The sequence below is a fragment of the Tessaracoccus sp. MC1627 genome (assembly GCF_014164725.1).
In the GTDB taxonomy this organism is placed as follows: domain Bacteria; phylum Actinomycetota; class Actinomycetes; order Propionibacteriales; family Propionibacteriaceae; genus Arachnia.
Genome location: NZ_JACJGA010000010.1, coordinates 30452 through 56406 on the forward strand (window position 1 = coordinate 30452; position 25955 = coordinate 56406).

Below are 25955 nucleotides of genomic sequence, written 5' to 3' on the forward strand. Positions count from 1 at the left end.
AACATCGCTAGTGGTGAGAGGGGTGTGGCCATGGATCCTCCAAGAGTCTTGACTGTCCCATGGTGGAGGACGGCACTGACACGACGACCTCGGAATCCTATTCCTGGCGGTGCCAGCGGGGTGACTGGCGTTGCTGGAGAGCGCGTGGAGTCACGTTCCGGCTCGGAGTGTGTTCAGACACAGACTCCTTCACCGCCTGCCCGTCTTGCCTCGGGGGCTAGCAGTGAGCGACCCGGCTAGGTCTTCGAAGCGTTGGAACAGTACGCGCTGCCTTTCCTCCAAGGATGGTGATGCACCTCGAGCTCCGAAGGCGTTATCGACTGCAGTGTCAAGGATCCGGTGGGCTTCTCTCAGCTCGCGTGGCATGGCTTCGGGTCGGTACAGGTCGGCCAAAGTCAGCTGAGGATAGTGGTCCCGTGCTTCCTCAACCGAGCGGCCCGCCGCGATGATCGATTGTCGCGCGGCGTCTTGGAGGTCAGGCAGCGGCAGGTTGTTCCACACGATGGTGTTGGAGAATCGTAAGCGAGACTCTAGCCGCCCGCCGACTGTGCGCTGCCAAGCCATGAACATGGCACTGGAAATGATGGCGAACAGCAACCCCGTTGGATCTCCCGCTGTAAATGCGAGGTTGCTCGCGATGACTTCTGGGCCAACTCTCCTTACTGGGTAGTAGTCACGCAGCTCGCTAGACACTCCCGGGATGATGAGGTAGGGCGCATTGTAGAGAGCGGGCCGCTGTCCGAAGAGATGAGGTGTCTGGGCCATCTGCCGGGTGCTCGAGGCGCTGCTCTTGAGTCTGAAGTGCCGGACCGCGTCGATTCGTTCACGCAGGATCGTACTGCGGCTCAATTCCGAGGGATCGAGTCCGGTGAGCCACAAGCACCAGCGTTGCTTACCATGCAGGACTTCCTCAGCCCCAAGGAACGGCCGCAAGTAGCGTCGTGCGACCGGGTCTTGGTGAACGGCGTCGTAGTCGTTGGGGGTGACGATGAGGTTTCCGTCGTCGCGGGGCATGTTGCCGAAGGTCGCCTCAGGGAGGTGGGGGACCAAGGGTGCGGACCGTTTGGTGACGAAGACGTTTGGGCCATCGATCAGGTAGGCGTTGATGGTTGCGACTTGGCGTTCGCTGACGGTCCCGGTGCCGGGGTGGTCGAAGAGTCGGGGCTTTGCGCCGTCGAGGTTCTTGGCGAATCCGATGATGACGCAGTGTACGGCGGCCTTACCGGCAGCCTCTGATGTCCAGGGGAAGGTGCGGTGAGCGAACTTGATTCTCCACCCTGCGTCGAAGATGGGGGCGAAGAGGTGGGGTACGGGATCGCCTTGGGTGATGGAGTTGGTAGTGACGAAAGCGAACCTGCCTGCGGTGTGACGGAAGTAGTCCAACGACCTGGCGTGCCACCCTGTGACGTAGTCGAGCCGACTGATGTCATCCTTGCCCCAGGCGTCTCGCAATTCTTCGGCCTGCGCTTCGGAGCGAGTCGCGTGACCGAGGAATGGGGGGTTGCCCGCGACAACCGTGTCCTCAGTTGGGGGACACACCTGAGCCCAATCAAGCTTCAAGGCACTGACGTTGCTGACGATGGTGGCCTGCTCCTCGATGGGGAGACGGTCAGGCGCCCATCCGAGGCGCTCGGTGAGTTTGAGGTCACACTGCCGATCGATGAGGAACATGGCCGTTTCGGCGATACGAGCGGGCCATTCGTCGATCTCGATGCCGTAGAAGTGGTCGAGGGTGACCTTGAGACCGTAGTTGGCAAGCAGCATCGCTGGGTCACCCGTGATCTCCTGAAGGCGTTCCATGATGGCCAGCTCGAGCTCGCGGAGTTCGCGGTAGGCAACGATGATGAAATTGCCGCAGCCGCAGGCGGGGTCTAGGTAGCGGATCCGGCCGAGCTTGTCTCGGAGCTTGCGGAGCCGGTCGGCTTCGTACTTGCCGAGGGTCTTGACGTGTTCGAACTCGGCCCGGAGCTCGTCGAGGAAGAGCGGGTTCAGGGTTCTAAGGATGTTCTCCTCCGAGGTGTAGTGCTCCCCGAGTTCACGCCGGGTTTGCGCGTCACGTACTGACTGGAACATGGAGCCGAAGATGGCGGGGCTGATGGTCTTCCAGTCGCGGTCGCAGGCATCGAGGACAGCGGCTCGGAACTCTGCGTTGATGACTGGAAGGGTGAGGCGCTCTTTGAAGATGCCGCCGTTGACGTAGCGGAAGCGGGTGAACTCTGGTTTGACGTCGCCGCGGTCCCGGGGGCGGGTGTCGAGGTAGGCGAACAGTTCAGTGAGTTTGGCGCCGATGTCGGAGCCGTCGGCAGCGGTGTGGTCAAGGATGAAGTCCTGGAACAGGCCTTCGGGCCACATGTCGGTGTCGTCGCCGAACATGAGGAAGAGAAGCCGGGCGAGGGTGACTGAGATCTCGTGATCGCGTACCTTCAGGTCCTTCGTTGCCGGGTAGGCCTTCTCCATCGCGGCGTACAGGCGGGCCATGAGCTTGGACGCGTGCTTGGTCTCGTTCTGTGCCTCGATGTCGAAGGCTTGGCGCACTTTGGCCAGGACGGTGTTGCTGTCGAGGACGAGGTCCTGTGGCAGGCGGATGGCGTCGAGTTTGGCGGCGAACCTGGGGTCGGGGTCGCCGTTGCGGTGCTTGTGGCGGCTGAGGCGGGTGGTTGTGGTGTTGCCGACCGCGCGTCGGACGGGCCAGCGCCAGACCTGTTCGGCGTGGTCGTGGAAGATGACGATGCGGTCGGTGCTGGTCTTGGCGAGGTGCTGGTCGAGTGCGGCTTCGAGCTTGGAGTCGGGTTTCTCGTTGACGACCCAGACGCGCAGTCCCTTGTAGGAGGAGATGTTGGTCGCGGTGATGGGCCGGCCTTCGTGGTCGTAGGTGATCGGAGGCTGGTCTGGCCGTGACCAGTTGAGATCTTGGAGGAACAGCTTCTGGTAGTCGCGTTGTTCGGCTCGTTCGATGAGTGGGCTGGTCATGCGTCCTGGACTCCTAGCGAGCAGACGATCTTGATGGTGTCGGTGTCGGCGGTTCCGATGACGAGGCGGTCCTCGTTGTGAAGCTGGTTGATCAGGTCGACGAGGTCGTCGAGGCTGTATCTGTTGCGCCTGGCTTGGGTCAGCCTCATGGTGGCGTGTTCGGTGAGCGGACGTGCGTGGAGGGTGTCGAGTGCCTCGGCGGCCTTGGCGCCGAAGAGGGTGCCCCCGAGACGTTGCCAGGCCCACTTGCGGATGCCTTTGAGGTTGCCGGCTGCTATGGATTCGGTCTTGAGTGGTCCTTGGACGAGGCTCTTCTCGAGGTCGAAGTGGTCAGCGCGGAGTGGGGCGGTTGGGGTGTCGGGGGTGGCTCGGAAGGTGCGCAGGGCTTCCAGCGGTGTCAGGATCCGTTGTTCGGTGCCCGAGGTTGTTGCGAAGGCGTCGACGCCGGATGCGGTTGCTACGTAGCAGGTGACACTGCCGTGGTTCTCGTGGAGGTGCTGGGATCGGGTGGAGTGAATCATGTCCTGCATGGCGAGCACCTTGGTCGCGATCTTGGGGTGCTGCTCTTGGGCCTTGGACCAGACGAGCCATGCTTCGCTGACGGAGTCGGCCTCGGCTTCATCGTCGCTGTCGTCGTCGGTGATGCGACCTTTGTAGAAGTCGTCGAGGATCTTGATCTCCTGGTCGCCTCCGAAGAACTTCTCGTCGGAGCCGAAGGCTTCGGCGGCGGCGCCGAGCCGGTCTTTGATGCGTTGCCGGAGGCGAATCTGTTGCTCGATCTTCTCGTGGGTGATCAGGTACAGGTTCACGGTCTGGGACTTCTGGCCGATCCGGTCGACGCGGCCGGCGCGCTGGATGATCCGAATGATGGCCCAGGGCAGGTCGTAGTTGACCACGATGTGCGCATCCTGCAGGTTCTGGCCTTCTGAAAGGACGTCCGTGGCAATCAGGACATCGATGGGGTCGACGATGGTCGCTGGGTCGACGTCACTCTGCCCGGGCAGCCTGTTCGAGTAGGGAGAGAACCGTCGCGCAACCTCTGCGGGATTGTCAGTGCCGCCGGTGGCCAGTCCCACGTTGTCGATGCCGGCTTTCGTCAGCGCAGCCTCGATGTACTCGGCGGTGTCGCTGTACTCGGTGAACACCAGGACCTTCTCGCCGGCGTGCTCGTTGGTAAGCATGTCGACCAGAGCGTTCATCTTGGAGTCCCGGCTGGAGTCCCAGTTCCCGAACCGATCCAGCAAGTCGGTGATTGTGGCGTTGTCCTTGGCCAGATCTTTGCGCAGGGTGGACTTGAACACGGTCGAGTTGACCCACTTCGTCTTCGCGGGAAGGGACTTCACCAGGGTGGCGTAGCGGGTCGCGGTGCTGCCATGGAGGTCTCCCTCGCCTTCGATGTCCTCATCGGTGACTGCGATCTGTCTGTCTGTGAAGGAGCCGAGCGGGATCGGCAGTTTGTGGTCGATCGCGTGGACGAACAGTTCGTTGCGGGCGCGCTGGCGCTGCAACGAGAGGACGAAGGAGTGCCCAGAAGAGGACAGCCTCTTGTAGAGGCTGATCCGCACGAAGCCGCTGACGTTGCCGCGGCCGGAGCGGATGTCGTCGAGGTTCTTGGTGTCGGTGGGGGTGTGCCCGGCGCGGGGGTTGTCGTAGTCGGCGAGTCTGTACCGCGGCAGGATCAGGTCGCGGATGGCATCGAGGGTGGTCTCGTCTTCCATGAGCGCGGCCGGGTCATCACTGGTGAAGGCGTGGCTCAGTGGGGTGGCGACGCGGGTGGGGAAGTGGAACTTCTCACCGTTGGCGAACTGGAGGTACTCGCGTTCCTCGGTGGCACCGTCGGGTCCGGTGACGATCTCTTTCTTCGCGGTTCGTTTGATGAAGGAGCGGGTACGGCGCACGAGGTGGTCGCTCATCAGCCGCTTCCAGTCTTCCGGTTCCTCGGAGCGTCGGAATGCTGTCAGCGTGTTGATCTTCCCGTCGACCTTGCTCGCGAGATGGGGATCGACACGTATCGCCTCACTGGGGACGATCCCCAGGTCGTCGTCATCGTCGATGTAGAGGCCGATCTGGTTGGCGACATCGGTGAAGGCCAGGTTGTAGGGGGTGGCTGTCAGGAGCAGCACCTTCGACCCGTTCGCGCGGATGTAGCGGTAGATCGCGTCATAGGCGACGGTGCCGTTGTTGCGCAGGTTGTGCGACTCGTCGCAGATGACCAGGTTGAAGCGTTTGAGCTCGGGCAGGACCTTGTCGACCATGGAGTACGGCACGACGCGGCCGTTGATGTCGTAGGCCTCGAGGTGCTCGGTCCACATATGTTCGAGGTTCTTGGGGCACAGCACGAGCGTGGAGTAATCCTCGGCCGCCTGGAGCATCAAAGCAGTCGCCACCGCAGTGAGGGTTTTGCCGAGACCGACGACGTCGCCCAGCATCGTCCCGCCGCGGCGCACGATGCGCCGTGACAGGGTGCGCACAGCGCTCTCCTGGTAGTCCAGCAACAGGTTGCTCATCGACACGGGCAGCACGTAGCCCATCCCATCTCGTGCGTCCTGCGCCAGCGAGTGGCACACCTTCAGGTACACCTCGAACGGTGTTGGCTGTTGTTCGTCGGCCCACGAGTCGGTGATCAGATCGATGATCTCTTCGGTGATGGTCAAGGAGAACGGGTCATCCCAGCGCTGGTTGAACCAGGTTGCGAGCTTGGAGGTGGCGTCGGAGTCCTGGACGTCGATGTTGAGCTCGAGGTTGTTGTGGAGCCCCGCACCGGTGAGGTTGGAGGAACCGACGTAAGCCCAGCAGGAGCCATGCTTCTTCGCGGGTGCGTGGAAGATGTACGTCTTGCCGTGCAGCGGCTTCTCAGTGAAGACCTTCATGTCGACCAGCCCGTCGTGCAGCTGACGCTTGAGCGTCTGCAGGGTGTGCTGCCCGCTGCTGGTCGCCAGGCCGCGCATCAGTTGGGTGCGCAGGTGCTTGACGAGGCGGTCGCGGCGCGCGAGCGCCCTCTCGCGGTCGTGGATGTCCGAGCCGTAGGCCGGCGGCTGAACCTGTTCCTGCAACGAGTCGAGCACCTGCTCGGGTTCGGAGGGAGCGATCATCCCGACAAGGATCCGCGCGGTGGCGCGCGCTCCGTCGACAGGCGCTGGCTTCGCGTCGATGAGGCTGGCGAGGCTGGACCAGCCCCGGAGGTCGAAGTACCCGGTGGCCACATCGACAGTGTCGAAGTCCGTCAGCGAATCGCGGAGCGCCGGCCCCAGCCGGGTCGCCTCGGTGATGTTGTCGAAGATGTTTGGCACTGCAGGCTCCCCCTAGGTGGACGCAACTCAACGGCGGACGTGGAACGGGCCGGTGCGCCCTTGCTACCTAGTCATCATCGTATTGTCCAGGCAATAACCCCTTCCGAGACGCGCCGCAGCCGGGCCAACACCTCACGATCCCGCCACCACCGGAACGAGGTCACGCACCAAGTCGCGCACGTCAGCTTGGTGTAGCTGAAGGGATCGGGCTGCCTCCGCGATCCCCGATCCTGTTGGCGGAGCCGTAGACGACCTTACGGAGCAGTGGGAGGACTCTGGGATGATGCCGCCAGGTTCCGAGGATCGATATCCCTGTTCGGAGAGGGTCATGCATAGGCTGCGATATTGCCAGTCGCTCAGGAGCTGCAGCAGCGAGCTCCGCCGACACTTACCAGCGCAAGTGGCACTTCGGATCTGCATGCACCCCCCAGACTTGGACCTCCCGGTCTTTGAGAACGCCTCCGCACCTTCCACAGAGGACCGCGTCGCGAGCGGGGACCGCAGGCTCCTTCGTGGCAGGGGTGATCGGTCGCCTGTATGCAGCAGCCTGTCTACTGAGACGGGTCTCTCCAAGGCGTAGTTCTCTCTCGTGTGCGCGGTCGCAGAGCAACTCCCACTGCTTCACCGACTCTGCGCTGCCGAGCGGCGATGGTGTCTCGATGTCGCCCCATCGGAGGAGGCAGTCATCGAGACGGACCAGCTGAACCCAGCCATCGTCGTCCGCTCCGGAAGGAAGGGCCCAGTACTGATCTCTCTCACCGTGGAAACACGTTCTACGGGGACAGGCCCGCCGAGCCAAGTCCGCCCAAACAACGCCGATCTCCTCGGTGATCGGATTGATCCACAGGAGCCGCGACCCCGCTTTCAGCATCGCCCGGTGCAGCGAGGTCAGTTCGACCTTGCCGTGCGCATCGGTACTGAGAGTCGTGTGTCCCAGGAGCCACAGATCAGCCACATCCATGTTGGCGTACGACTCGTGACGCTCCCGCCACTGAGCGATCGACATCTCCGAGTACTGGATCTCGATGGCCATCCGCTTGCCTGAGGTGACCGAGGTGACCAGGACGTCAGCCACTCGATCGCGGGCTCCCACCAGCTCCTCCAACTGGACCAGGAGCCCGGAATGACGCCTGGTGATCCAGGAGGCGACCGCGAGTTTGGCCTGCTGATGGTTGAGTGACTCGGGCGAGTGGTTGCCATGTCCCTTGGCGAAATGCCGGAAACCATCCCGGCGCCCACTATGGCTGCGCGACACGGTGGTGAGTCGTCGGTCGCTGCAGTCCGGCATCATGCACTCGAGGTTCGCGCGTGTGAACTCACGTTGCGCCTCTGCCTGGCCCTGTTCGAGCAGGAAGATGTCCGCGCGCCTGTCCTTGTATCGCGCGTACACGATCCGTTGATCGCGCGACAGGAACGCTTCGTACTCCGAGGTTCCCGGTTGCAGCATCCCCACGTTCGTCATGGTCTCGCGGCGCACTGACACTTCCTGTGTCAAAGACGGAAGTCCGCTTCTCTGTCCGACCGCCGCCAGGTACCCCCCTCCTGAAGTCCCACACACCTCTTGCACCATCGGGGGGAAGGCCCGGGTTGTTGCATCTGATGCAACATCGAACATGGCTGGCGCGGGTCGCTGATCGGCTGGGGGTAGGTTCGCGTCCGCGGGTCTGCGCGTCAGGTCCGGAGGTTTGCCGGCTCTTGCGTAGCCGGGCGGCGGACCATCCAACGAGCTCGGCGACGACGCCGACGACCGCGTCGTAGACGATGCCTTTGAGTAGGTGTTCCCAGAGGTAGGCCCAGGCTTGAGCGTCTGTCTCGATGCAGTCTCGCCCCCACAGGGTGCAGTTCAGCGCCTGCTGGGCGGCTATCTGCGAGCCCACGATTCCGGAGCCGATCAGGGCGATCCATCCCAGGCCTTCGGCGCCCTTGCTGAGGTATTCGCGGGTGCCGCTTTCGCGTAGGAACGCTCCGACGAGGATGGCGATCCATGCCAGGACCTGGACGACGTTCGCTACGGCTGCGAGCAGCTCGTAGTCGGCGCCAAGCTCGGGATTCATGCGACGAGTCTGCTCCTCGGCGGCCGCCCCTCGCGTGATTCCCGGGCTGCCGCCAGAGATTCAGCGGAGTCGGTTCACGCTGTAGCCGGGTCGGGTTCGGGTTGGTAGGGGGTGTGACGGCGTCTTTGCACAAGCTGACTGCCGGGTCGGGTTATGACTACCTGACCCGGCAGGTTGCTGCGCAGGATTCAACGGAGAAGGGCCACGCGTCGCTGACGAGCTACTACACGGAGAAGGGCGAGGTGCCGGGTCGGTGGGTCGGCACCGGCCTGGAAGCGTTGGAGATGCAGCCGGGTAGTGCGGTGTCGGAGGTGCAGATGCGTGCCTTGTTCGGGGCCGGGTTCCATCCGGATATGGAAGCCCGGCTGGCTGCTCTCCCGGCCGACGCGACGCCCGCGCAGATCCGCCGAGCGGCCCGCCTGGGGTCGCCGTTCCAGGTGCGCACGGCGGCGACGGTGTTCCAGCAGGAGGTCGCGATCCGGTGCAGTCAGTGGGCTGCGGCTAACGGGTTGGGCAGTGATGGGACGGTGCCGGTGGATGTGCGGGCCGGTATCCGCAACGAGCTCGCCACTGCTGGTTTCGAGGCGAGGATGGGGAGGGCGCCGAGCGGGTTGGAGTTGTCGTCGGAGGTGGCGACGTTGACGAGGAACCCGACGATTGCGTGCGCAGGCTATGACGTGACGTTCACGCCGGTGAAGTCCGTCTCGGCGTTGTGGGCGGTGGCGCCGCAGCAGGTGGCGGCGCAGATTGAGGAGGCTCACAACGCGGCGGTCGCGGACGCGCTGCGGTATCTGGAGGAGCGGGTCCTGTTCTCGAGGCGGGGGCATGGTGGGGTGCGGCAGGTCGAAGTCACCGGCCTGGTCGCGGCGGCGTTCACGCATCGTGATTCGCGGGCGGGGGATCCGAACCTTCACACCCACGTGGCGATCGCGAACAAGGTCCAGACCTTGGATGGGGCGTGGTTGGCGGTCGACGGCCGACCGTTGCATGCGGGGATGGTGAGCATCTCGGAGGTGTACAACACGCAGCTGGAGGCCCACCTGGTGGAGCAGCTCGGGCTGCGTTTCGAGGCTGAGGCGGCGCGGGATCCGGGTAAGCGGGTGGTGCGGGAGATCGTGGGTGTGCCGGTCCGGTTGCGGGAGGCGTGGTCGAGCCGGCGGGCGGCGATCGAGGCCCGTCAGGCGGAGTTGGCGGTCGATTTCCAGCGCGCGCATGGCCGGCCGCCGACGCCGGCCGAGGCGATCGCGTTGGCGCAGCAGGCCACGCTGGAGACCAGGCAGGCCAAGCATGAACCCCGCTCCCTGGCCGAGCAGCGCACCACCTGGGCGGCCCAAGCAGCTGCCGTGCTCGGCGTCGACGGGGTGGCCCGGATGCTCACCGACGTGACCGCCGCCGCCGGCAGGTCGGGGCCCGCGGCCACGACGGAATGGCTCGACTCTGTGGCCGGCGAGATGGTGGCCCGGATGGGTGTGTCGCGGGCGTCGTGGACGGTGTGGCATCTGCAGGCCGAGGCCTCGCGGCGTGCCAGGGAACGCGCCACGAACCCGCGTCAGGCGGAGGAGTTGACCGCCGCGCTGCTCGCGGCGGCGACCGCCAGGTGTCTGCCGGTGGCCGGCTGGAGTGATCCGGTCAGTGATCCGCAGCTGCTGCGCCGCAGTGATGGGCAGTCGGTGTACAGCACCGTCGGGGGCCGCCGGTTCACCTCCACCGCCGTCATCGAAGCGGAGGAGACGATCACCGCGGCCGCCGGCAGGACGGATGGGCGGCTGGTCGAGGAGGTCGACGTCACGGTGGCGCTGCTGGCCTCCACCGCCGGCGGAGTGACGTTGAATGCGGGGCAGATCCAGCTGGTGCGACGCATGGCCACCAGCGGTCGGCGCGTGCAGGTGGGGTTGGCGGCGGCCGGGTCAGGCAAGACCACAGCCCTAGCCGTGTTGGCCGGCGCGTGGCGGGAAAGCGGCGGCACCGTGCTAGGCCTGGCCCCCTCCGCAGTCGCGGCCGGGGTACTGGGGGAGCAAGTCGGAGCCTCGGCGACGCTGGCGAAGATCGCCCACGACCTCCACCACAACCAGACGGCCGTGGAGGAGTTGATCGGTGCGGAGACGTTGCTGATCGTCGACGAGGCCGGCATGGCCGATACCCCCACCCTGGCAGTAGTGGTCGAGTTCGCGATGCGGCGGGGAGCGTCGGTGCGGCTGATCGGTGATGATCAACAGCTCGCCGCGGTCGGCGCCGGCGGCGTGCTGCGCGACATCACCGAGACCCACGGCGCGGTACAGCTGACCGAGGTGATGCGCTTCGTGGACCCCGCCGAAGCAGCCGCGTCGCTGGCGCTGCGGGAGGGCCGGCTCGAGGCGCTGGGCTTCTACCTCGACCAGGGACGGATCCATGCCGGCTCAGAGGAAACCGTGCTGCGTGACGCCCTCACAGGCTGGCTCCACGATCGAGCGGCAGGGCTCGACAGCGTGATGCTGGCCGGCACCCGAGACCAGGTCGCCCAACTCAACCGGTGGGCCCGCGACCACCGCCTCACCGGCACCCCCGACGACACGCCAGCGGTGGTGGGGTTATCGGATGGGAACGTGGCCTCGGTCGGGGATGTCATCGTCACCCGGATGAACGACCGGCGGCTCAGTGTGAGTGCGACGGATTGGGTGAAGAATGGTGACCGGTGGACCGTCACCGGCGTCGACCCGGCCGGCGCACTCCGAGCCGTCCACCGCAGCACCGGGCTGCGGGTTCTGCTGCCGCCGGGCTATGTGGCCGAGCATGTGGAGTTGGGGTACGCGGTGACGGTGCACTGCGCTCAGGGGGTCACGGTCGACACCACCCACACGGTGCTGACCGGGACGGAGAGCAGGCAGCAGTTGTATGTGGCGATGAGCCGCGGCCGCCGCTCCAACGAGGCGTATGTGCAGGTCGTCGACGGCGGCGAGGAGAATGCCCCGATCCATCCCGCGACGCTGCGGCCGGTCACCGCCGGCGACGTCCTCGAGCAGATTCTGGCCAGGGACGGATCTTCCCGATCGGTGACCACCGAAGCCCGCCACGCCACCGATCCGTACACGCGCCTGGGGTTCGCGGCCGCCCGCTACACCGACGTCGTCACGGTGGCCATCGAACAGCTCTATGCCGACTTGGTCGTCGAGTTGGATGAGCAGGCCGACCAGGTGGTGGAGCATCTGACGTCCTGCCCCGCGTGGCCCACGCTGCGGTCCCATCTCCTGCACGCGGCCGCCGACAGCGCCGCTACGCCGCTGGAGGTGTTGCGGGCGGCGGTCGATGCCCGTGAGCTGGGCACGGCTGCGGATCCGGCGGCGGTGCTGACCTGGCGACTCCCCGACCCCGCAGGTGTGGGGCCGTTGCCGTGGCTCCCCGCCATCCCCGCCACCCTCGCCGCGCATCCGCAGTGGGGACCGTACCTGGCGGCGCGCCAGGGCTTGGTGGAGGACTTCGCTGTCGAGGTGCGTGACGCTGCGGCGGGGGTGTCGCGGCCGGTGTGGGCGCTGCCCGGACAGACATTGACGGCGTCGAGTGTGGGGGAGGTGGAGGTGTGGCGGGCGGCGTGGCAGGTCGACCGCGCGGACCGGCGCCCCACCGGACCCGCGCAGCTCGGTGCCGCGGCGCACCGCTGGCAGCAGCGTCTCCTGGACCGGTTGCGGCCTGCGCATCCGGTGAGGATGTGGACCGATCTGCTGCGCGACATCCGCGCCGATCTGCCCCGCGACCCATACGCCCCCGTCCTGGCGTACCGCCTCGCCGCCCTCCATCAGGCCGGGGTGCCCGTCACCGAGCACCTCGCCGCAGCCGTCGCCGACGGCCCGCTGCCCGCGGAACAGCCAGCGGCCGCACTGTGGTGGCGACTGGCCCGCCACCTCGCCGCCGTCGACGGCCCCACCCTCCCCATCTGGGAGGGATCACTGGTGGATCGGCTCGGCTATGAGGCGGCGGCCGAGCTGGAGGCCAGCCCCTGGTGGCCCCACCTGGCCGCCGCACTCACCCACGCCACCGACCACGGACACCACCTCGACAATTTGCTCACCCCGACGGTGGATGTGTCCGGATTCGATGACGCGTGTCAGTCGATGCTGTGGCGCACACACCAGATCACCGCCCCGCCCCCGGACGAGCAGGTGGAGCCGCCGCATCCCGATGAGCTGCCGCCTGAGGGGATCGAGGACATCGACTGGTCCACCCGCACCGCCGACCTCGCAGCCGCCGCCGGTTTGCGGGAGCGTACCGATCCGGACTTCACCGAGGTCGAGCTGCGGCAGGGGTTCGCGGCCGCCGACCGCTGGGCCGAGACCCCCCACACCCCGCAGCGCCTCGCCCAGGTCACCGAGGCGGCGGCCGGGTTCTTCGAGGCCCAGCTGCCCGGCTCGTGGAGCCACAGCTACTTCTCGCAGCGGTTCGGGGAGGATCTCGCCGGCGACCCGCGATTCCGGGTCGGGCATGCCCCCGCGGGCTGGACCTCGCTGGTCAGTGCGCTGCGGAAGCAAGGATTCGACACCGCCGAGTTGCTCGCGGCGGGGGTGGTCGCCACCACCCGGCAGGGCACGGTGGTCGACCGATTCCGCGATCGCGCCATCCTCCCCATCACCCATGAAGGCGTCATCGTCGGGTTCGTGGGCCGCCGGCACCCCGACGCCGGCGACGACCACGGCCCGAAATACTTGAACAGCCCCGCCGGCGCGCTGTTCGCGAAGCGCGACGTCCTCTACGGCCACCACCTCCTCCATGGGACCGCCACGCCGGTGATCGTGGAGGGCCCGATGGACGCGATCGCGGTCACCCTCGCCGGCCACGGGGCCTTCGTCGGCGTCGCACCCTTGGGGACCGCGCTGACCCCGGAGCAGACGCTGCTGCTGCGCGACGGACCCACCCCGCTGATCGCCACCGACGCCGACAACGCCGGCCACGTCGCAGCCGAGAACACCTTCTGGCTCCTCGCCCAGCACCGCCTCGACCCACGCCGCCTGCTCCTCCCAGCCGGCGGAGACCCAGCACAGCTACTCCAACAGCACGGCCCCGACGCCCTCCACCACGCGCTGGCCGAGGCCACCACGGCGCAGGGGGAGCTGATGATCCGTGACCGGGTCACGTTCCTCCACCCCGCCGAGGCTGGCCTGCAGGTCGCCGAGATCCTCGCCGCCCGCCCACCAGCCACCTGGAAGCATCACCAGGCCCAGGTGACGGAGGAGCAGACTCGACACCTGGTGACGCGGATCCATGCCTGGACCACCACCCCGGTCGCGGCCGCCGACCACGCACGCGAACAGACACGGCAGACACGCCGCCGCCTCGACCAGACCCCAGCCGACCGCTGGCAACGCTGGGCCGACCTGACCGGCCTGGCTGGGGTGGGGGAGTGGCCGCAGCTCGCCGCCCGGCTCGACGAACTCCACCACGCCGGAGCCGACACCACCCTCTTGGCCCGGCGGCTGGCGAAGGTACCGGCCGCAGTGGCGGCCGCGACCCTGGCACGCCACGAGCCGGGGGCTGCGGTGGAGGTCGACTGGCGTCCCTGGGCTCAAGCGGTGAACCCGACCCTGCTGGGTGAAGGGTGGGGGAGCGTGCAGGCGGACCTGACCAGGTTGCAGGCCGCCGGCACCGACCTCACCGCCCTGGCTCGGAGGCTGGCGGGTCGCGACCCGGAGAAGGTGGTAGCAGGGCTGCGCAACGTGCTGCGCAACCTCGCCAGCCAGAGGCCCACCGGTTCGAAGATGTCGGAGGGGCCCGAGATGATGACGCTACAAGGACTGTGGAGAGGGGTGGGTCGCGATGATGGTTCACGCGGTGTGTGACCTGAGTTGGGGTTCTTCGAAGGCATGGCGTCTAGAAGTCGATCCCGCTATGACCAGCCCTCGCTTGAGGAGTTGTGGCTCAGCGCAGATGAGGAGTCCGTTGATGAATCAGTACGGCCGGTTCGCCGAGCAGTCGTGGCAGACGTTGGCCCCGGCCAGGTACGCGGCGTTGGAGGATCCCAACCACTTCTTCTCGACGTTGGGGCAGGAGGCCCAGACGCGGGTGGTGTGGCTGGCCGAGCAGATGCAGGGCCCCGACCCGACCGGCGAAACCTATTGGGAGAAGGTGGGTCGGCTCAACGCGATCCGGATGCAGTCCGAGGAGATCGTCCGGGCCGAGATGCTGACCCCGGAACCGGAGACCACAGAGGAGGAGGACGACGAGAACGCGGGCTTCGACCCGCAGACCTCTTCGATCCTGCAGCTGCTGATGGAGACTCACCACGCGATCCACGACAAGACGGGCCTGATCGAGGACCAGTAACCCCCACCCCACCAGCCCCTCCCTCGACCGCTGCCACGTCCGCAGCCGGGCCGGTGGCCGGCGCGGTGGTGGGGTTTCGGGTTGGGGGGCAGGACGGTTTGGCGCCGTCGGGGGCGGTGGCCCGGTTCGATGCCAACGTGGCCGCGATCCGCGTCCTGCGCCGGGTGCAGGCCGAGGGCCGCCCTGCGACGCCAGGGGAGCAGGAGGTGTTGGCCCGGTGGGGGTCGTGGGGGGCGCAGGGCTTGTCGCAGATCTTCGACGAGTCCCGCCTAGATCATGCGCAGCGGCGCCAGATGTTGCGGGAGTTGCTGGACCCGGCCGCCTACGATGCGGCGCGCCGCACCACGATCAACGCGCACTACACGCATGTGGAGTATGCCCGCGCGATCTGGGACACGCTGATCGAACTCGGCGCCCCCACCACTGGGGGGCGGGTGTTGGAGCCGGGCTGCGGGGCGGGGGTGTTCATCGGGACCGCCCCCGAGGCGGTGTCCATGATGGGCGTCGAGCTCGACCCGACCACCGCCGCCATCGCCGCCCTGCTGTATCCAGCGGCGCGGATCCGTGCCGAGTCGTTTGCTGAGACCCGCCTGCCGGGCGGGTACTTCGACGCCGTGGTCGGGAACGTGCCGTTCGCTGATGTCCGGCTCCATGACCCGCTGCACAACCCGCACCACTACGTGATGCACAACCATTTCCTGTCCAAGTCGGTGCAGCTGACCCGCCCCGGCGGGCTGGTGGCGGTGCTGACCAGCCACTACACCCTCGACTCGCGTGACCCGGCGCATCGCCGCGACCTGCACCACCTCGCCGACCTGGTCGGCGTCATCCGGCTCCCCACCGGCGCCCACACCGCGGCCGCCGGCACCGAAGCCGTCACCGACCTCCTGATCCTCCGCCGCCGCGTCGAAGGGGAGACTCCGGGAGAGGATGACTGGATCTTCACCGACCCGGTCACCCTCCCCGGACCCCACGGCACCGAGGAGATTCTCCACATCAACCGTCGACTGACCGCCAACCCGTCGCTGGTGCTCGGCCAGCCCGAATGCCGGGTCGGGATGCACGGCGTCGCCGGCCTCCACATCACCCCCACCCCCGACATCGACACCAGCGAAGCCCTCCGCGCGGCCCTGGCCGGGATCACCCGGCGGGCGCGGGAGAAGGGGTGGACGTTCACCCCCTCCACCGGCGACTCGCCTGCGGTGGCGGGGGAGGGGGTGGTGGCTGAGCGGGATGGGCATCTGACCGCGCACCCCGATGGCCGGTTCACCGTGGTCTCCGAGGGCGTGAATGTGGCGGTGGAGGTCCCGGCCAGGCAGCGGGTCGAGGTGCGGGCCCTGCTCGAGCTGCGGGACCAGGCCCGGACCGTGATCGCGGCCGAGACCACCGCCGCCGATGGTGATCCCGGGCTGGAGGAGGACCGGCGAAGGCTGCTGCGCTCATGGGAACGCTACGTCGAAGCGTTCGGGCCGATCAACCGGTTCACGTTGACGCAGCCGAAAGACCCGACCCGCAGACCGGCGCGGTTGATACCGGCGGCGGTGCGGATGGTGACCCGCCTCGACCCCTACGGTCCGCTGGTCGCCGCGCTGGAACGATTCGACGACGACACCGGCCTGGCTCTGCCCGCGGGGTTGCTGACCGCCCGGCAGATCGTGCCTAGGGAACCCGTCACCTCGGCCGAGACACCTTCGGATGCGGTCAGTGTCAGCCTGGACACCCTCGGCCGCGTCGACCTGCCCACCATCGCCGCCCTGCTGGGCTGCGACCAGACCCAGGCACGACAACGGATTGATGATCTGGTGTTCGACACCCCCACCCCCGAAGGCGACAGCAGCGGTGTGGTGCTGCGGGCCGAGTACCTCTCCGGCAACGTCCGCGACAAACTCGACCTCGCCCGGCAGGCGGCCGCCGTCGATCCCCGCTGGCAGCACAACGTGACCGCGCTACGGGCCGTGCTGCCCCCCGACCTGGGCCCAGGAGACATCACCGCCGCGCTGGGGGCGGTGTGGATCCCGGCCGAGGATCACACCTTGTTCATGCGCGAAATCCTGCAGGATCGGCAGGCGAAGGTGACTCATATTCATGGCTCCGAGTGGGTGGTCGAGGGCAACAAGTGGTCGATGTCGGCGACCCACGATTGGGGGACCCGCCGGCTCACCGCCCCCGAACTGATCCAACGTCTCCTGACCCAGACGCAGATCCTGGTCAAGGACTCCCACACCGATCGTGACGGACGCAAGATCGACACGTTGAACGCCACCGAAACCGAGGCCGCGCAGGAGAAAGCCCGGCTACTGGCGCAGCGGTTCGCCGGGTGGGTGTGGGAGGACCCCGAGCGTGGTGCGCGGCTGCAGGCCGAGTACAACCGCCGGTTCAACTCGATCGTGCTGCGCGATTACAGCGCCGAAGGCCAGCAGTTGACGTTTCCCGGTTTGGTGAGCTCGTTCACCCCGCGGCCGCATCAGCGGGCGGCGGTCGCGCGGATGCTCAACGAGCCATCCGTGGGCCTGTTCCACGTCGTCGGGGCCGGGAAGACCGCGGAGATGATCATCGGCGCCACCGAACTGAAACGCCTCCAGATGATCCGTAAACCCGCGATCGTGGTGCCCAACAACCTGCTGGCGCAGTTCACCCGCGACTGGATGCAGCTCTACCCCCACGCCACAGTCCTGGCCGCCGGCGCCGATGACGTCACCGCCGACAAACGCCGCGCGTTCGTCGCCCGCGTCGCCGCCAACGACTGGGACGCGGTCATCCTCACCCGCACCGCCTTCCAAGCCCTCTCCCTGGACCCGCGCCGGGAACTGGACTACCTCACCGACCAGACCCGCGACATGCGTGCCGCGCTGGTCCGGGCGGCTGAGGCCGGGGGCCGCGCCGAATCCCGCGTCAAGGCCATCGAGAAGCAGATCCTGCGCGCCGAGGAGAAACTCAAAGCCAAACTCGACCAGCCCCGCGACCCCGGGATCAGCTTCGAAGAAACCGGCATCGACTACCTGGTCATCGACGAACTCCACGACTACAAGAACCTGCGCGTCGCCTCGAACATCCCCGGCGCCTCCATCGACGGCTCACAACGGTCCCAGGACCTCGACGCGAAACTGTGGTTCCTGCGGGACCGCTACGGGCATCGCGTGATGACCGGCGCCACCGCCACCCCGATCGCGAACTCCGTCACCGAGATGTACGTCATGCAGCACTACCTCGCCCCCCACCTCCTCACCCAGGCCGGGATCAACGACTTCGACTCCTGGGCCGCGACCTTCGGGGAAGTGGTCACCGGCTTCGAAACCAACATCACCGGCGACAAGTTCCAACTCCGCGCCAGATTCGCCCGCTTCACCAACGTTCCCGAACTGCTCACCATGTTCCACTCCTTCGGCGACGTGAAAACCGCCGCCGACCTCAACCTGCCCGTCCCCATCATCGCCCCCCGCCACGACGGCACCCCCCTCCCGCAACTGCTCACCGTCGCGAAATCCGCGGCGTTGGCCGGCTACATCGACGAGCTGGCCGACCGCGTCGACCTGATCGCCGGCCGACAGGTCGACCCCCGCGACGACAACATGCTCAAAATCGGCAACGACGGCCGCCTCGCCGCCCTCGACATGCGCCTGGTCACCGACCCCGACCAGCACCCCCTCCTCCACGAACCCGGCAAAGTCGACATCGCCGCCGCCGAAATCACCCGCATCTGGCACACCACCAAAACCCAGGTGTATCTGGATCCGGCCACCGGCCAGCCATCCCCGATCCTGGGCGGCCTGCAGATCGTGTTTTGTGACCTGTCGACCCCCAGCGACCAGTGGAACATCTACCACGAGCTCCGCGACCAGCTCCACGCCAACGGACTCCCACCCGGATCGGTGCGGTTCATCCACGACGCGACCACCGACCAGGCCAAAGCCCGCCTGTTCGCCGACGCCCGTGCCGGGAAGATCGCCGTGCTGATCGGCTCCACCGCGAAAATGGGCACCGGCACCAACGTCCAAGACCGCGCCCTCCACGTCATGCACCTCGACGCCCCCTGGCGACCCGCCGACGTCACCCAACGCGAAGGCCGCGCCATCCGCCAAGGCAACCAGAACACCACCGTCCAGATCAGCCAGGTCATCACCGAAGGCTCCTTCGACACCTACATGTGGCAAACCCTCGAACGCAAAGGCCGGTTCATCGACCAAATCATGCGCGGCACCCTGGGCGGCGCCCGCGACATCGAAGACGTCTCCGAAGCCACCCTCAGCTTCGCCGAATTCAAAGCCATCGCCTCCGGTAACCCCCTCCTTCTCCAACACGCCGAAGCCCAACACGACCTGGCCCGCCTCACCCGCCTCGCCGAAGCCCACACGCACACCCAGATCGCGCTCCGGCACACCATCAGCAGCAGCCACCACACCATCGAGCACCTCACCGGCCGGCTCCCCGAACTCCACGCCGCCGCCGCACTCACGATCCCGACCGCCGGTGACGCGTTCCAGATCACCCTCAACGGTCAGCGCTACACCAAACGCGGCGACGCCGCCGACGAGCTGCACGCCATGTTCACCCAGCTGAGCTTCCGACCCGACCAGCACCTCGACCTCGGCCCGGTCGCCGAGCTCGGCGGTCACCTGATCCAGATGACCGCTCTCGGTAACGGCAACGTCGCCTTCACCCTCACCGCCGCTGGCGACACCCCCGCCGTGTCGATCCCGTATACGGACCTCGGCAACCCGCAGAAAGGCACCCTCACCAAACTGGAGAATCTGATCAGCCGAGCCCTGCCCGCCCTGATCGCCGGCCACGAAGAATCACTGGCCGAACACCACACCCGTCACGCGCACGCCACCGCCCTCCACGGGCAACCCTTCCCCCACCAGGACGACCTCGACACCGCCCGACAGCGCTACACCGCCATCAACGAACAACTCACCCACCAAACCCCCCTCACCAGCCCCGACGACGCCGTCGACGCCGTCGACCGTGATCAGGAACGGTTCGACACCTGGGCACACGCCACCAACCCCGCCCTCCTCACCGACCCCGACCGCGACACCACCCGCAGCCACCTGACCCGGCTGGCTCACCTCGGGGCCGACCTCGATCACCTCTCCACACGCCTCAAAGGCCTTCCTCCCGAGGCCATCCACCGCGCCCTCGAAACCAACCTCCGACAACGAACCACAGCCGCGCCGACCAGCAGCACCACCCTGCACACGACCCAGCATCATCCGATGGGTCACACCCGGTCGACGGCGCCACGGCACACGCCACCCCGATAGACGAGCGGTCCCTCGGCCTTCGGGGGAGATCCCGGGTCACTCAACCCAGGAGGGGTCAGGAGCGGCGTTTGGGCGCCGGGCCCAGCGCCTCGGCGCGGATGGCCCGCTCCTGGTAGACGTGCAGCTCCTCGCGCGCCTGGGTGATCTCGGCCTGGCGTTGGTGGAGCTGGGCGTCGAAGGCCGCCTGCAGGTCCGCCACCCGCTGGTCAGCATGGACACGTTCGCGTTGCGTCTCCACGCGGGCCGCGTCACGCTCGGCCGTCAGGACCGCGGCAGCCCCCTGGAGCTCCCCGACCTTCACGCGCAAGGCTTCGGTCTCGGCAACGGCCTTCTCAGCGCGGGACTGCGCCGCGGCAAGAGCATGCTGCGTCTCCTCACCGCGGGCCAGGGCCTCATCGCGCTGCGTGACCATGTCGGCCATCTCGGACCTGGCGACGGCCAAGTCGTCGCGCAGCTGCGTCTGCACCTCATCGGCGTGCGCCAGCGCCTCGGCCATGACCTGCTGCACGGCGGCGAGCTCCGCGACGATCGATTCCCGGGCCAGAGTCGAGTCATGCAGGTCTTGGCGGGCCTGGGCCAGGGCCGCTGTCAGCTCCTCGACGGCCGCCGTGGCCTCCGTGGCCGCGGCGTCTGCCTCAGCCTTCTCGGCCTCCGCTCGGCGCTGACCCTGCTCGGCCCGGGTCGCGCGCGCGTTGGCTGTGGCGACCTGCTCGGCCGCCTCACTCGACACCGCCTCGAGTTGCGCCTCTACCGCTTCCGGGTCACCGACGGTACGCAGCTCTTCGACCAGAACAGTGAGCTGCTGGCCGAGGTGCTCGATCATCCCGGTGACCTGACCAGTGATCATGCTCGCCCGCTGCCGCGCCGCGTCCACCGGGAACGCCTCCGCCGGGCGAGGCTCGGCCTGCTTCTGCCGAGCCCGCCACGCAGCCGCCCGAGTGTGCTGCGGATCATCGCAGTACTCCGACGGACGCCCCACACCCTCCGAAGACGACACCGCCGGCCGCTCGCACCCCGGGAACCGACACATCCGCTGCACAGTCTCAATCGTCATAACGTCACCATACCATCACGCTACGTAACGCAACGTAACGGAATTATGACTAAAACGAAACGAACCTTGCTCGACGTTGGTGCCGCAGCGACCCTCGGCGCACTTTGCTTTAGCGTCTAAAGTGCATGGTGTGAGTGTTGTTGCGTTGTTCGGCGCCACCGGTGGCACGGGTCGCAGGGTGTTGACCAGGCTGGTGGCGGCCGGTCACCAGGTGCGGGTGTTGGTGCGGGACCCCGCTAAACTGCCCCCGGTCGACGGGGCAAGGGTTGTGGTGGTGGTCGGTGACGTTCTTGACCCGGCCGCGGTGGGGGAGATGGTCGCCGGGTCGCAGGCCGTGATCAGTGTGGTCGGGCAGGTGAAGGGTTCCCTGCCCACGTTGCAGACCGACGGGACCAGGCTGATCGTCGAGGCGATGCACCGCCACGGCGTGGCGCGGCTGATCACCTTGTCCGGTGGCGGGCTCCGCGCTGAGCAGGACCGGCCCAAACTTCCCGATCGGATCATCCGTGGGCTGTTGCGGTTGCTGGCGGGGCATGTGCTGGCCGATGCCGAGGGCCACCTGAGGGTGCTGCAGGGATCCGGGTTGGACTGGACGGTGGTGCGGGGACCGCGCCTGACCGACGACCCCGGCCTGGGCCGGTACCGGGTCGGATGGGTCGGCGTGGATGCCAGCACAAAAATCGCGCGTGACGACCTGGCCGACTTCATCGTCACCCAACTCGACGATCAGCGGTTCATCCGGCGGATGCCGTTCGTGAGCCACTGATGAGCGGCCGGGACACGCTGATCGGTGCCGCGATCGAGGCGATCGTGATGTGGACCAGGGTCATGGACTCGCATCGGATGATCCCCTTCGGGGAACTGAACCTGAGCCGGGCCCAGCTGGAGGTGCTGTTCCACATCGCCCACAGCCCCTCCCCGGCCACCCCCGGAGCCATCGCCGCCCGGCTCGGGGTCACCGCAGGGGCCGTCACCCAGCTCGTCACCGGACTGAGCGACCTGGGCCTGGTCCGGCAGGACCGCGACACCACCGACGGCCGCCGCCGGCTCCTGATCCTGGAACCCACCGCCCGGACACACGTCGAAGGGTTCGAGCAGGCGATCATCGACGACTTGTCTCCTCGGTTCGACGCCCTCAGCGATGCCGAGCTCGCGACCCTGACCGGGCTGCTGGCCCGCACAACCAGCGAGGCCACCCGATGAGCACGGTGTTCGTCACCGGCGCCACCGGCACCGTCGGAGCCGCCGTCGCCGCGCAGCTGGCAGCCAGAGGCGAGCGGGTGATCGCCGGGGTCCGCTCCGGCCACGCCGCGGCCCGTCTCCCCGACGGCGTGGACGCGCGACTCTTCGACTTCGCCTCCCCACCCGAGCAACTACGCCGCGTCATGCGCGGCGCCGACCGGCTGTTCCTGATGCGGCCCCCGCAGATCGCCGACGTGGCACGGTTCCTGATCCCCGTCATCGATGCTGCGCAGGATCTCGGGATGCGGCAGGTGGTGTTCCTGTCCCTGCAAGGGGTCCAGTTCAACCGCAACACCCCCCACCACCAGGTCGAGGCCTACCTGCGGGCGACCCGGGCGCCGTACACGATGCTGCGACCCAACTTTCCTTGGGCGCTTCGACCTCGGCTGGTTTCCGTTCTATCGGAGAGCTGGCCCATGCACTCGTCCTGAGTCCAGCAACCGTGCGCGCGTGGGAGAGGGTCGGCATCCTCGCGCCCCGGCGTGACCCTGCCACCGGATATCGGGTCTACGAGGATGACGACATCCGCGATGCCCATCTTGCGCACCTGCTACGGCGCGGAGGCTACCTCCTCGACCAGATCGCCGCGGTGATCGGACAGATACGTTCGGCCGGCGGCACGGACGAACTCGCGAAGATGGTCGGAGACTGGCAAGCCAAGCTCACGACCCAAGGTCTCGCGATGCTCAGGGCATCAGGGAGGCTGAGCGATTACCTCGAAGTCGCCCCTGATGGCGGCCGGCTTTGTTCGGGTGCCGTGGCGTCAGGCTGATCTCGTTCGCCGACGCGGCACTAAGCCTCTGTGGCTGGGTGTGCGGTCAGGAGAGAGACCAGTGCCCGACCTCGTGGTACTGGGAGTCCATCACAGCCTCACGATGCGGCTGGTCGAATGAGTAGTGCTTGAGGTTGCCGGCCCAGTAGCGCAGTATGCGCCCAAGCTCCTCCGCCGGATCACCTGTAACGGCTTCTAGGTCGACTTCGAGGTGGAAGGTCTTGGCGTTCGTCGTTTCGTTCCCCATGGCCTTGATTCTATCGTTGGATGTGCCGTTGAAGGTTTCTGACCTTATTAGGCTGATAATTCTTCTGCCGCTCGTGGTCGAGCACGTCGGATCGATTCAGAACGACTTATACTTGGCCAGAACCCGCAGTCTTGTTAGGAGCCGGATGTCCCCAGTCCGCCCTGCGTTCCCAATCACGTGGAAACAGGAACTGACCGGCTACTCATGGGAGTTGCAGACAACCGGTGGATCGGACGCAGCCGTTTTTCGGTTGACGTCTCCAGACGGAGACGTCCTCTTTGTTAAGACGGAACCAGTCAGATGTTTGGGCGAACTCCCGGGTGAGGCGGCGCGCCTGAGATGGCTGACGACAACGGGAGTGCCATGTGCCCGCGTGCTCGACGAAATCACTGCTACAGGGCGGCATTGGTTGTTGCTCGACGACGTTCCAGGCAAAGATCTGTCCTCCGCTCCGATTGAACCTGCGGCAAAGGCCCGGATCGCGGCTAAGGCGTTGCGCCGGCTGCACACTCTGATGACGGACAGCTGCCCTTTCGACCACCGTGTCTCTCACCGCATCGAGCAGGCCCGTGCCCGTTGGGAGGCGGGCCTAGTTGTGATGTCCAGGGACGTTGTTGAGTCGGTCGAAGGGTGCGCCGCCAATCGCAGAGTGGTGTCGGTGGTGGTTGTAGAAGTGGAGCCAGCCGGGCAGCGCCAGGCGTCGTTCGGCCTCTGAACCGTAAAACCTGGCATAGGCCCATCCGTCCCCGAGCGTGCGGTGGAATCGCTCGATCTTCCCGTTCGTCTGCGGCCGGTAGGGGCGTGTCCGCTTGTGTCGGATGCCGAGCCGAGCGCAGAAGTCCCTCCATGCGTGGGATCTGTAGGCCGACCCGTTGTCGGATAGGACTCGCTCGACGGTCACGCCTCGTTCGGCGAACCAGTCCACGGCGCGTTCGAGAACTCCCACCGCTGTTCTCGCCTGCTCATCCGACCAGATTTCTGCGTATGCGACGCGGGAGTGGTCGTCGATGACTGTGTGAACGAACGCCGTTCCGGTGCGCGGCTTGTGGTCTTTTCCTCGTGGTAATCCCGGAGTCGCGAGCTTGTTCCGTGCGCCTTGCTTCCGACCTACGTAACGATGTCCACCGCCGTCGGGGATGTTGCCGAACTTCGTAACATCGACATGAATCAACGATCCCGGATGAGGATGCTCATATCGCCGCAATGGCTCGCCAGTGACACGATCGATATGCGAGAGGCGGTTCACGCGGCAACGGACGAGGACCGCGTGAACAGTCGACGTCGAGAGACCAAGTCGTGCAGCGATCTGGGCTGGCCCCAGTCGAAGCCGCCAGCGCAGGTTGATGATCTTCTTCTTGACATGCTCGGGCGTCCTGTCTGGGATCCGGTGCGGCTTGCTGGAGCGATCCTGCATCCCAAACTCGCCCTCTTCCCGGTAGCGGCCGGCCCATTTCCGGGCAGTGATCGGGGAAACCATGAACATCTTTGCGGCGATCGTGGCCGGATAGCCGTCTTCGACAATCAGTCGGGCTAACCGGAGACGGGCACGAGGAGTGAGAAGAGCGTTCGGATGGGTCATCAATTGGCCTCCGCCGCGGTCTTCGTGAGCGCGCGTCCGGTGAGAAGCATGATGGCGAGAGCGATCGCTGTCAGCACCGAGGCGACCCAAACCGGCGCGAGCAGCCCCAGCCCGGTCGCGAGCCCGAACGCACCAAGCACAGGCCCCGCGGCAGCTCCGATATTCAATGCTGCGGTTGCGTACGAACCGCCCATCGTTGGCGCACCCGATGCTGCATACAGCACACGCGTGATCAGAGTACTGCCGACGCCGAACGACAGGAAGCCCTGAACGAGGACGAGGACGATAAGCGCAACGGGATGAGATGCGACCACTGCCAACACGATCCAGCCCGTCAGCAACAGCGGTCCGCCGACTGCGAGCACGAGGCCAGGTCGTTGATCTGATAGTCGTCCTGCGATCGTGACGCCAAGGAACGATCCGATGCCGAACATCACCAGCGCGACGGACACCCACGCTTCGGCCAAGCCCGCGGTCTCGGTCACGACGGGTGCCAGGAAGGTGAATGCCGCAAAGGTCCCTCCGTTGATCAGCGCTCCGAGTGCCATGGCCAGGATGAGCCGCGGCATCGCCAACTGGCTGAGCTCGGCACGGAGCCTTGGTGAGGTCGCGCTAGTCGCGCTCCGACCAACATTGTTCGTGACGCCCCGAATGACTCCAACGGCCGCGGGAATACAGAGGATGGCGATCGCCCAGAACGTCGTTCGCCAGCCCAGCGCTGTGCCGAGCAGTGCCCCGGCGGGGACGCCCACGACGGTTGCGATCGTCGTGCCGGAGAGCAGGATCGACAGTGCACGCCCCTTCTGGTTCGCTGGCACGAGGGTAGTGGCCGTGCTCAGTGCTACGGCGAGGAATCCTGCGTTTGCGAGAGCGCTGAGCACCCGGGTGATGAGCAGGAGAGAGAACACTGGTGTCATCGCTCCGATGACGTGGCTTCCCGCGAACACGAGAAGGCAAACGATCAATGTGAGCCGCGGTGGCCAACTGCGAGCGAATGCCGCCATCACTGGCGCGCCGACGACCATACCGACCGCGAATGCGGAGGTCAGCAGGCCTGCAGTGCCGACCGAGACGTCAAGTTCGGTCGCGATCGCGGGGAGCAATCCCGCGAGCATGAATTCTGAAGTGCCCATGACGAAGACCGCCAGGGCAAGCATGTAGAGAGCAAAAGGCATCGAGTACTCCGAGGTGTGAG

The 25955-nt window shown here is 66.7% G+C and carries 14 protein-coding genes and 1 pseudogene; 8 read left to right on the forward strand and 7 right to left on the reverse strand.

Going from position 1 to position 25955, the window contains the following annotated elements:
* Positions 1-189: 189 nt before the first annotated feature.
* The 3 genes from H5399_RS16540 to H5399_RS16550 form a co-directional block, all read right to left on the reverse strand.
* The gene (locus H5399_RS16540) at positions 190-2970 is read right to left on the reverse strand and encodes a DNA methyltransferase (RefSeq protein ID WP_182784661.1); all 2781 of its coding nucleotides are present in this window, start codon (positions 2968-2970) and stop codon (positions 190-192) included.
* Positions 2967-6260, reverse strand: a complete 3294-nt coding sequence (locus H5399_RS16545; RefSeq protein ID WP_182784663.1) for a helicase-related protein — start codon at positions 6258-6260, stop codon at positions 2967-2969. Before H5399_RS16545 ends, H5399_RS16540 begins: the two co-directional genes overlap by 4 nt.
* Positions 6261-6648: 388 nt before the next feature.
* Complete coding sequence (locus tag H5399_RS16550; RefSeq protein ID WP_182784665.1) at positions 6649-7737, reverse strand: competence protein CoiA family protein; 1089 nt, start codon at positions 7735-7737, stop codon at positions 6649-6651.
* Positions 7738-8427: 690 nt separating this feature from the next.
* Between H5399_RS16550 and mobF the strand changes: the two genes are divergently transcribed.
* The 3 genes from mobF to H5399_RS18680 all read left to right on the forward strand — a co-directional run bounded on the left by mobF (position 8428) and on the right by H5399_RS18680 (position 19866).
* Positions 8428-14118 (forward strand): MobF family relaxase, encoded by a 5691-nt coding sequence (gene mobF, locus H5399_RS16555; protein WP_182784674.1) that lies wholly within the window; start codon positions 8428-8430, stop codon positions 14116-14118.
* A gap of 103 nt (positions 14119-14221) precedes the next feature.
* Positions 14222-14602 carry a TnpV protein gene (locus tag H5399_RS16560; RefSeq protein WP_182784676.1) on the forward strand — a complete coding sequence of 127 codons (381 nt, stop codon included), beginning with the start codon at positions 14222-14224 and terminating at the stop codon, positions 14600-14602.
* A gap of 137 nt (positions 14603-14739) precedes the next feature.
* A complete protein-coding gene (locus tag H5399_RS18680) occupies positions 14740-19866 on the forward strand; it encodes a helicase-related protein (RefSeq protein ID WP_182784678.1) in 5127 nt (1708 codons plus the stop codon).
* 55 nt (positions 19867-19921) lie between these two features.
* On the opposite strand, the gene H5399_RS16570 is transcribed toward H5399_RS18680, so the two are convergent.
* Positions 19922-20920, reverse strand: coding sequence for a hypothetical protein (locus tag H5399_RS16570; protein WP_220491090.1), 999 nt, complete (start codon positions 20918-20920; stop codon positions 19922-19924).
* Positions 20921-21050: 130 nt separating this feature from the next.
* Here H5399_RS16570 and H5399_RS16575 point away from each other — a divergent pair, with 130 nt between their 5' ends.
* Genes H5399_RS16575 through H5399_RS16590 form a run of 4 tightly spaced genes read left to right on the forward strand, consistent with a single transcriptional unit; the run spans position 21051 to position 22934 of the window.
* Positions 21051-21686: an NAD(P)H-binding protein gene (locus H5399_RS16575; RefSeq protein ID WP_182784680.1), complete on the forward strand. Its 636-nt coding sequence runs from the start codon at positions 21051-21053 to the stop codon at positions 21684-21686.
* A complete protein-coding gene (locus tag H5399_RS16580) occupies positions 21686-22123 on the forward strand; it encodes a MarR family winged helix-turn-helix transcriptional regulator (protein WP_182784682.1) in 438 nt (145 codons plus the stop codon). The genes H5399_RS16575 and H5399_RS16580 overlap by 1 nt, the downstream gene beginning before the upstream one ends.
* Positions 22120-22593: an NAD(P)H-binding protein gene (locus tag H5399_RS16585; protein ID WP_182784684.1), complete on the forward strand. Its 474-nt coding sequence runs from the start codon at positions 22120-22122 to the stop codon at positions 22591-22593. Before H5399_RS16580 ends, H5399_RS16585 begins: the two co-directional genes overlap by 4 nt.
* An 11-nt stretch (positions 22594-22604) precedes the next feature.
* Positions 22605-22934 (forward strand): MerR family transcriptional regulator, encoded by a 330-nt coding sequence (locus tag H5399_RS16590; protein WP_370585817.1) that lies wholly within the window; start codon positions 22605-22607, stop codon positions 22932-22934.
* A 46-nt stretch (positions 22935-22980) separates the two neighbouring features.
* Here the strand turns inward: H5399_RS16590 and H5399_RS16595 are convergent, their stop codons facing one another.
* Positions 22981-23181, reverse strand: a complete 201-nt coding sequence (locus tag H5399_RS16595) for a hypothetical protein (RefSeq protein ID WP_182784688.1) — start codon at positions 23179-23181, stop codon at positions 22981-22983.
* A gap of 145 nt (positions 23182-23326) precedes the next feature.
* On the opposite strand from H5399_RS16595, the pseudogene H5399_RS16600 reads away from it, so the two are divergent.
* A pseudogene (locus H5399_RS16600) lies at positions 23327-23755 on the forward strand (phosphotransferase); the annotation flags it as partial.
* A gap of 15 nt (positions 23756-23770) precedes the next feature.
* Here the strand turns inward: H5399_RS16600 and H5399_RS16605 are convergent.
* Together H5399_RS16605 and cmx are read right to left on the reverse strand one after the other, a co-directional pair.
* Complete coding sequence (locus H5399_RS16605; protein ID WP_182784691.1) at positions 23771-24760, reverse strand: IS481-like element IS5564 family transposase; 990 nt, start codon at positions 24758-24760, stop codon at positions 23771-23773.
* Positions 24760-25935: a chloramphenicol efflux MFS transporter Cmx gene (gene cmx, locus H5399_RS16610; protein ID WP_071643369.1), complete on the reverse strand. Its 1176-nt coding sequence runs from the start codon at positions 25933-25935 to the stop codon at positions 24760-24762. Before cmx ends, H5399_RS16605 begins: the two co-directional genes overlap by 1 nt.
* Positions 25936-25955 lie beyond the last annotated feature (20 nt).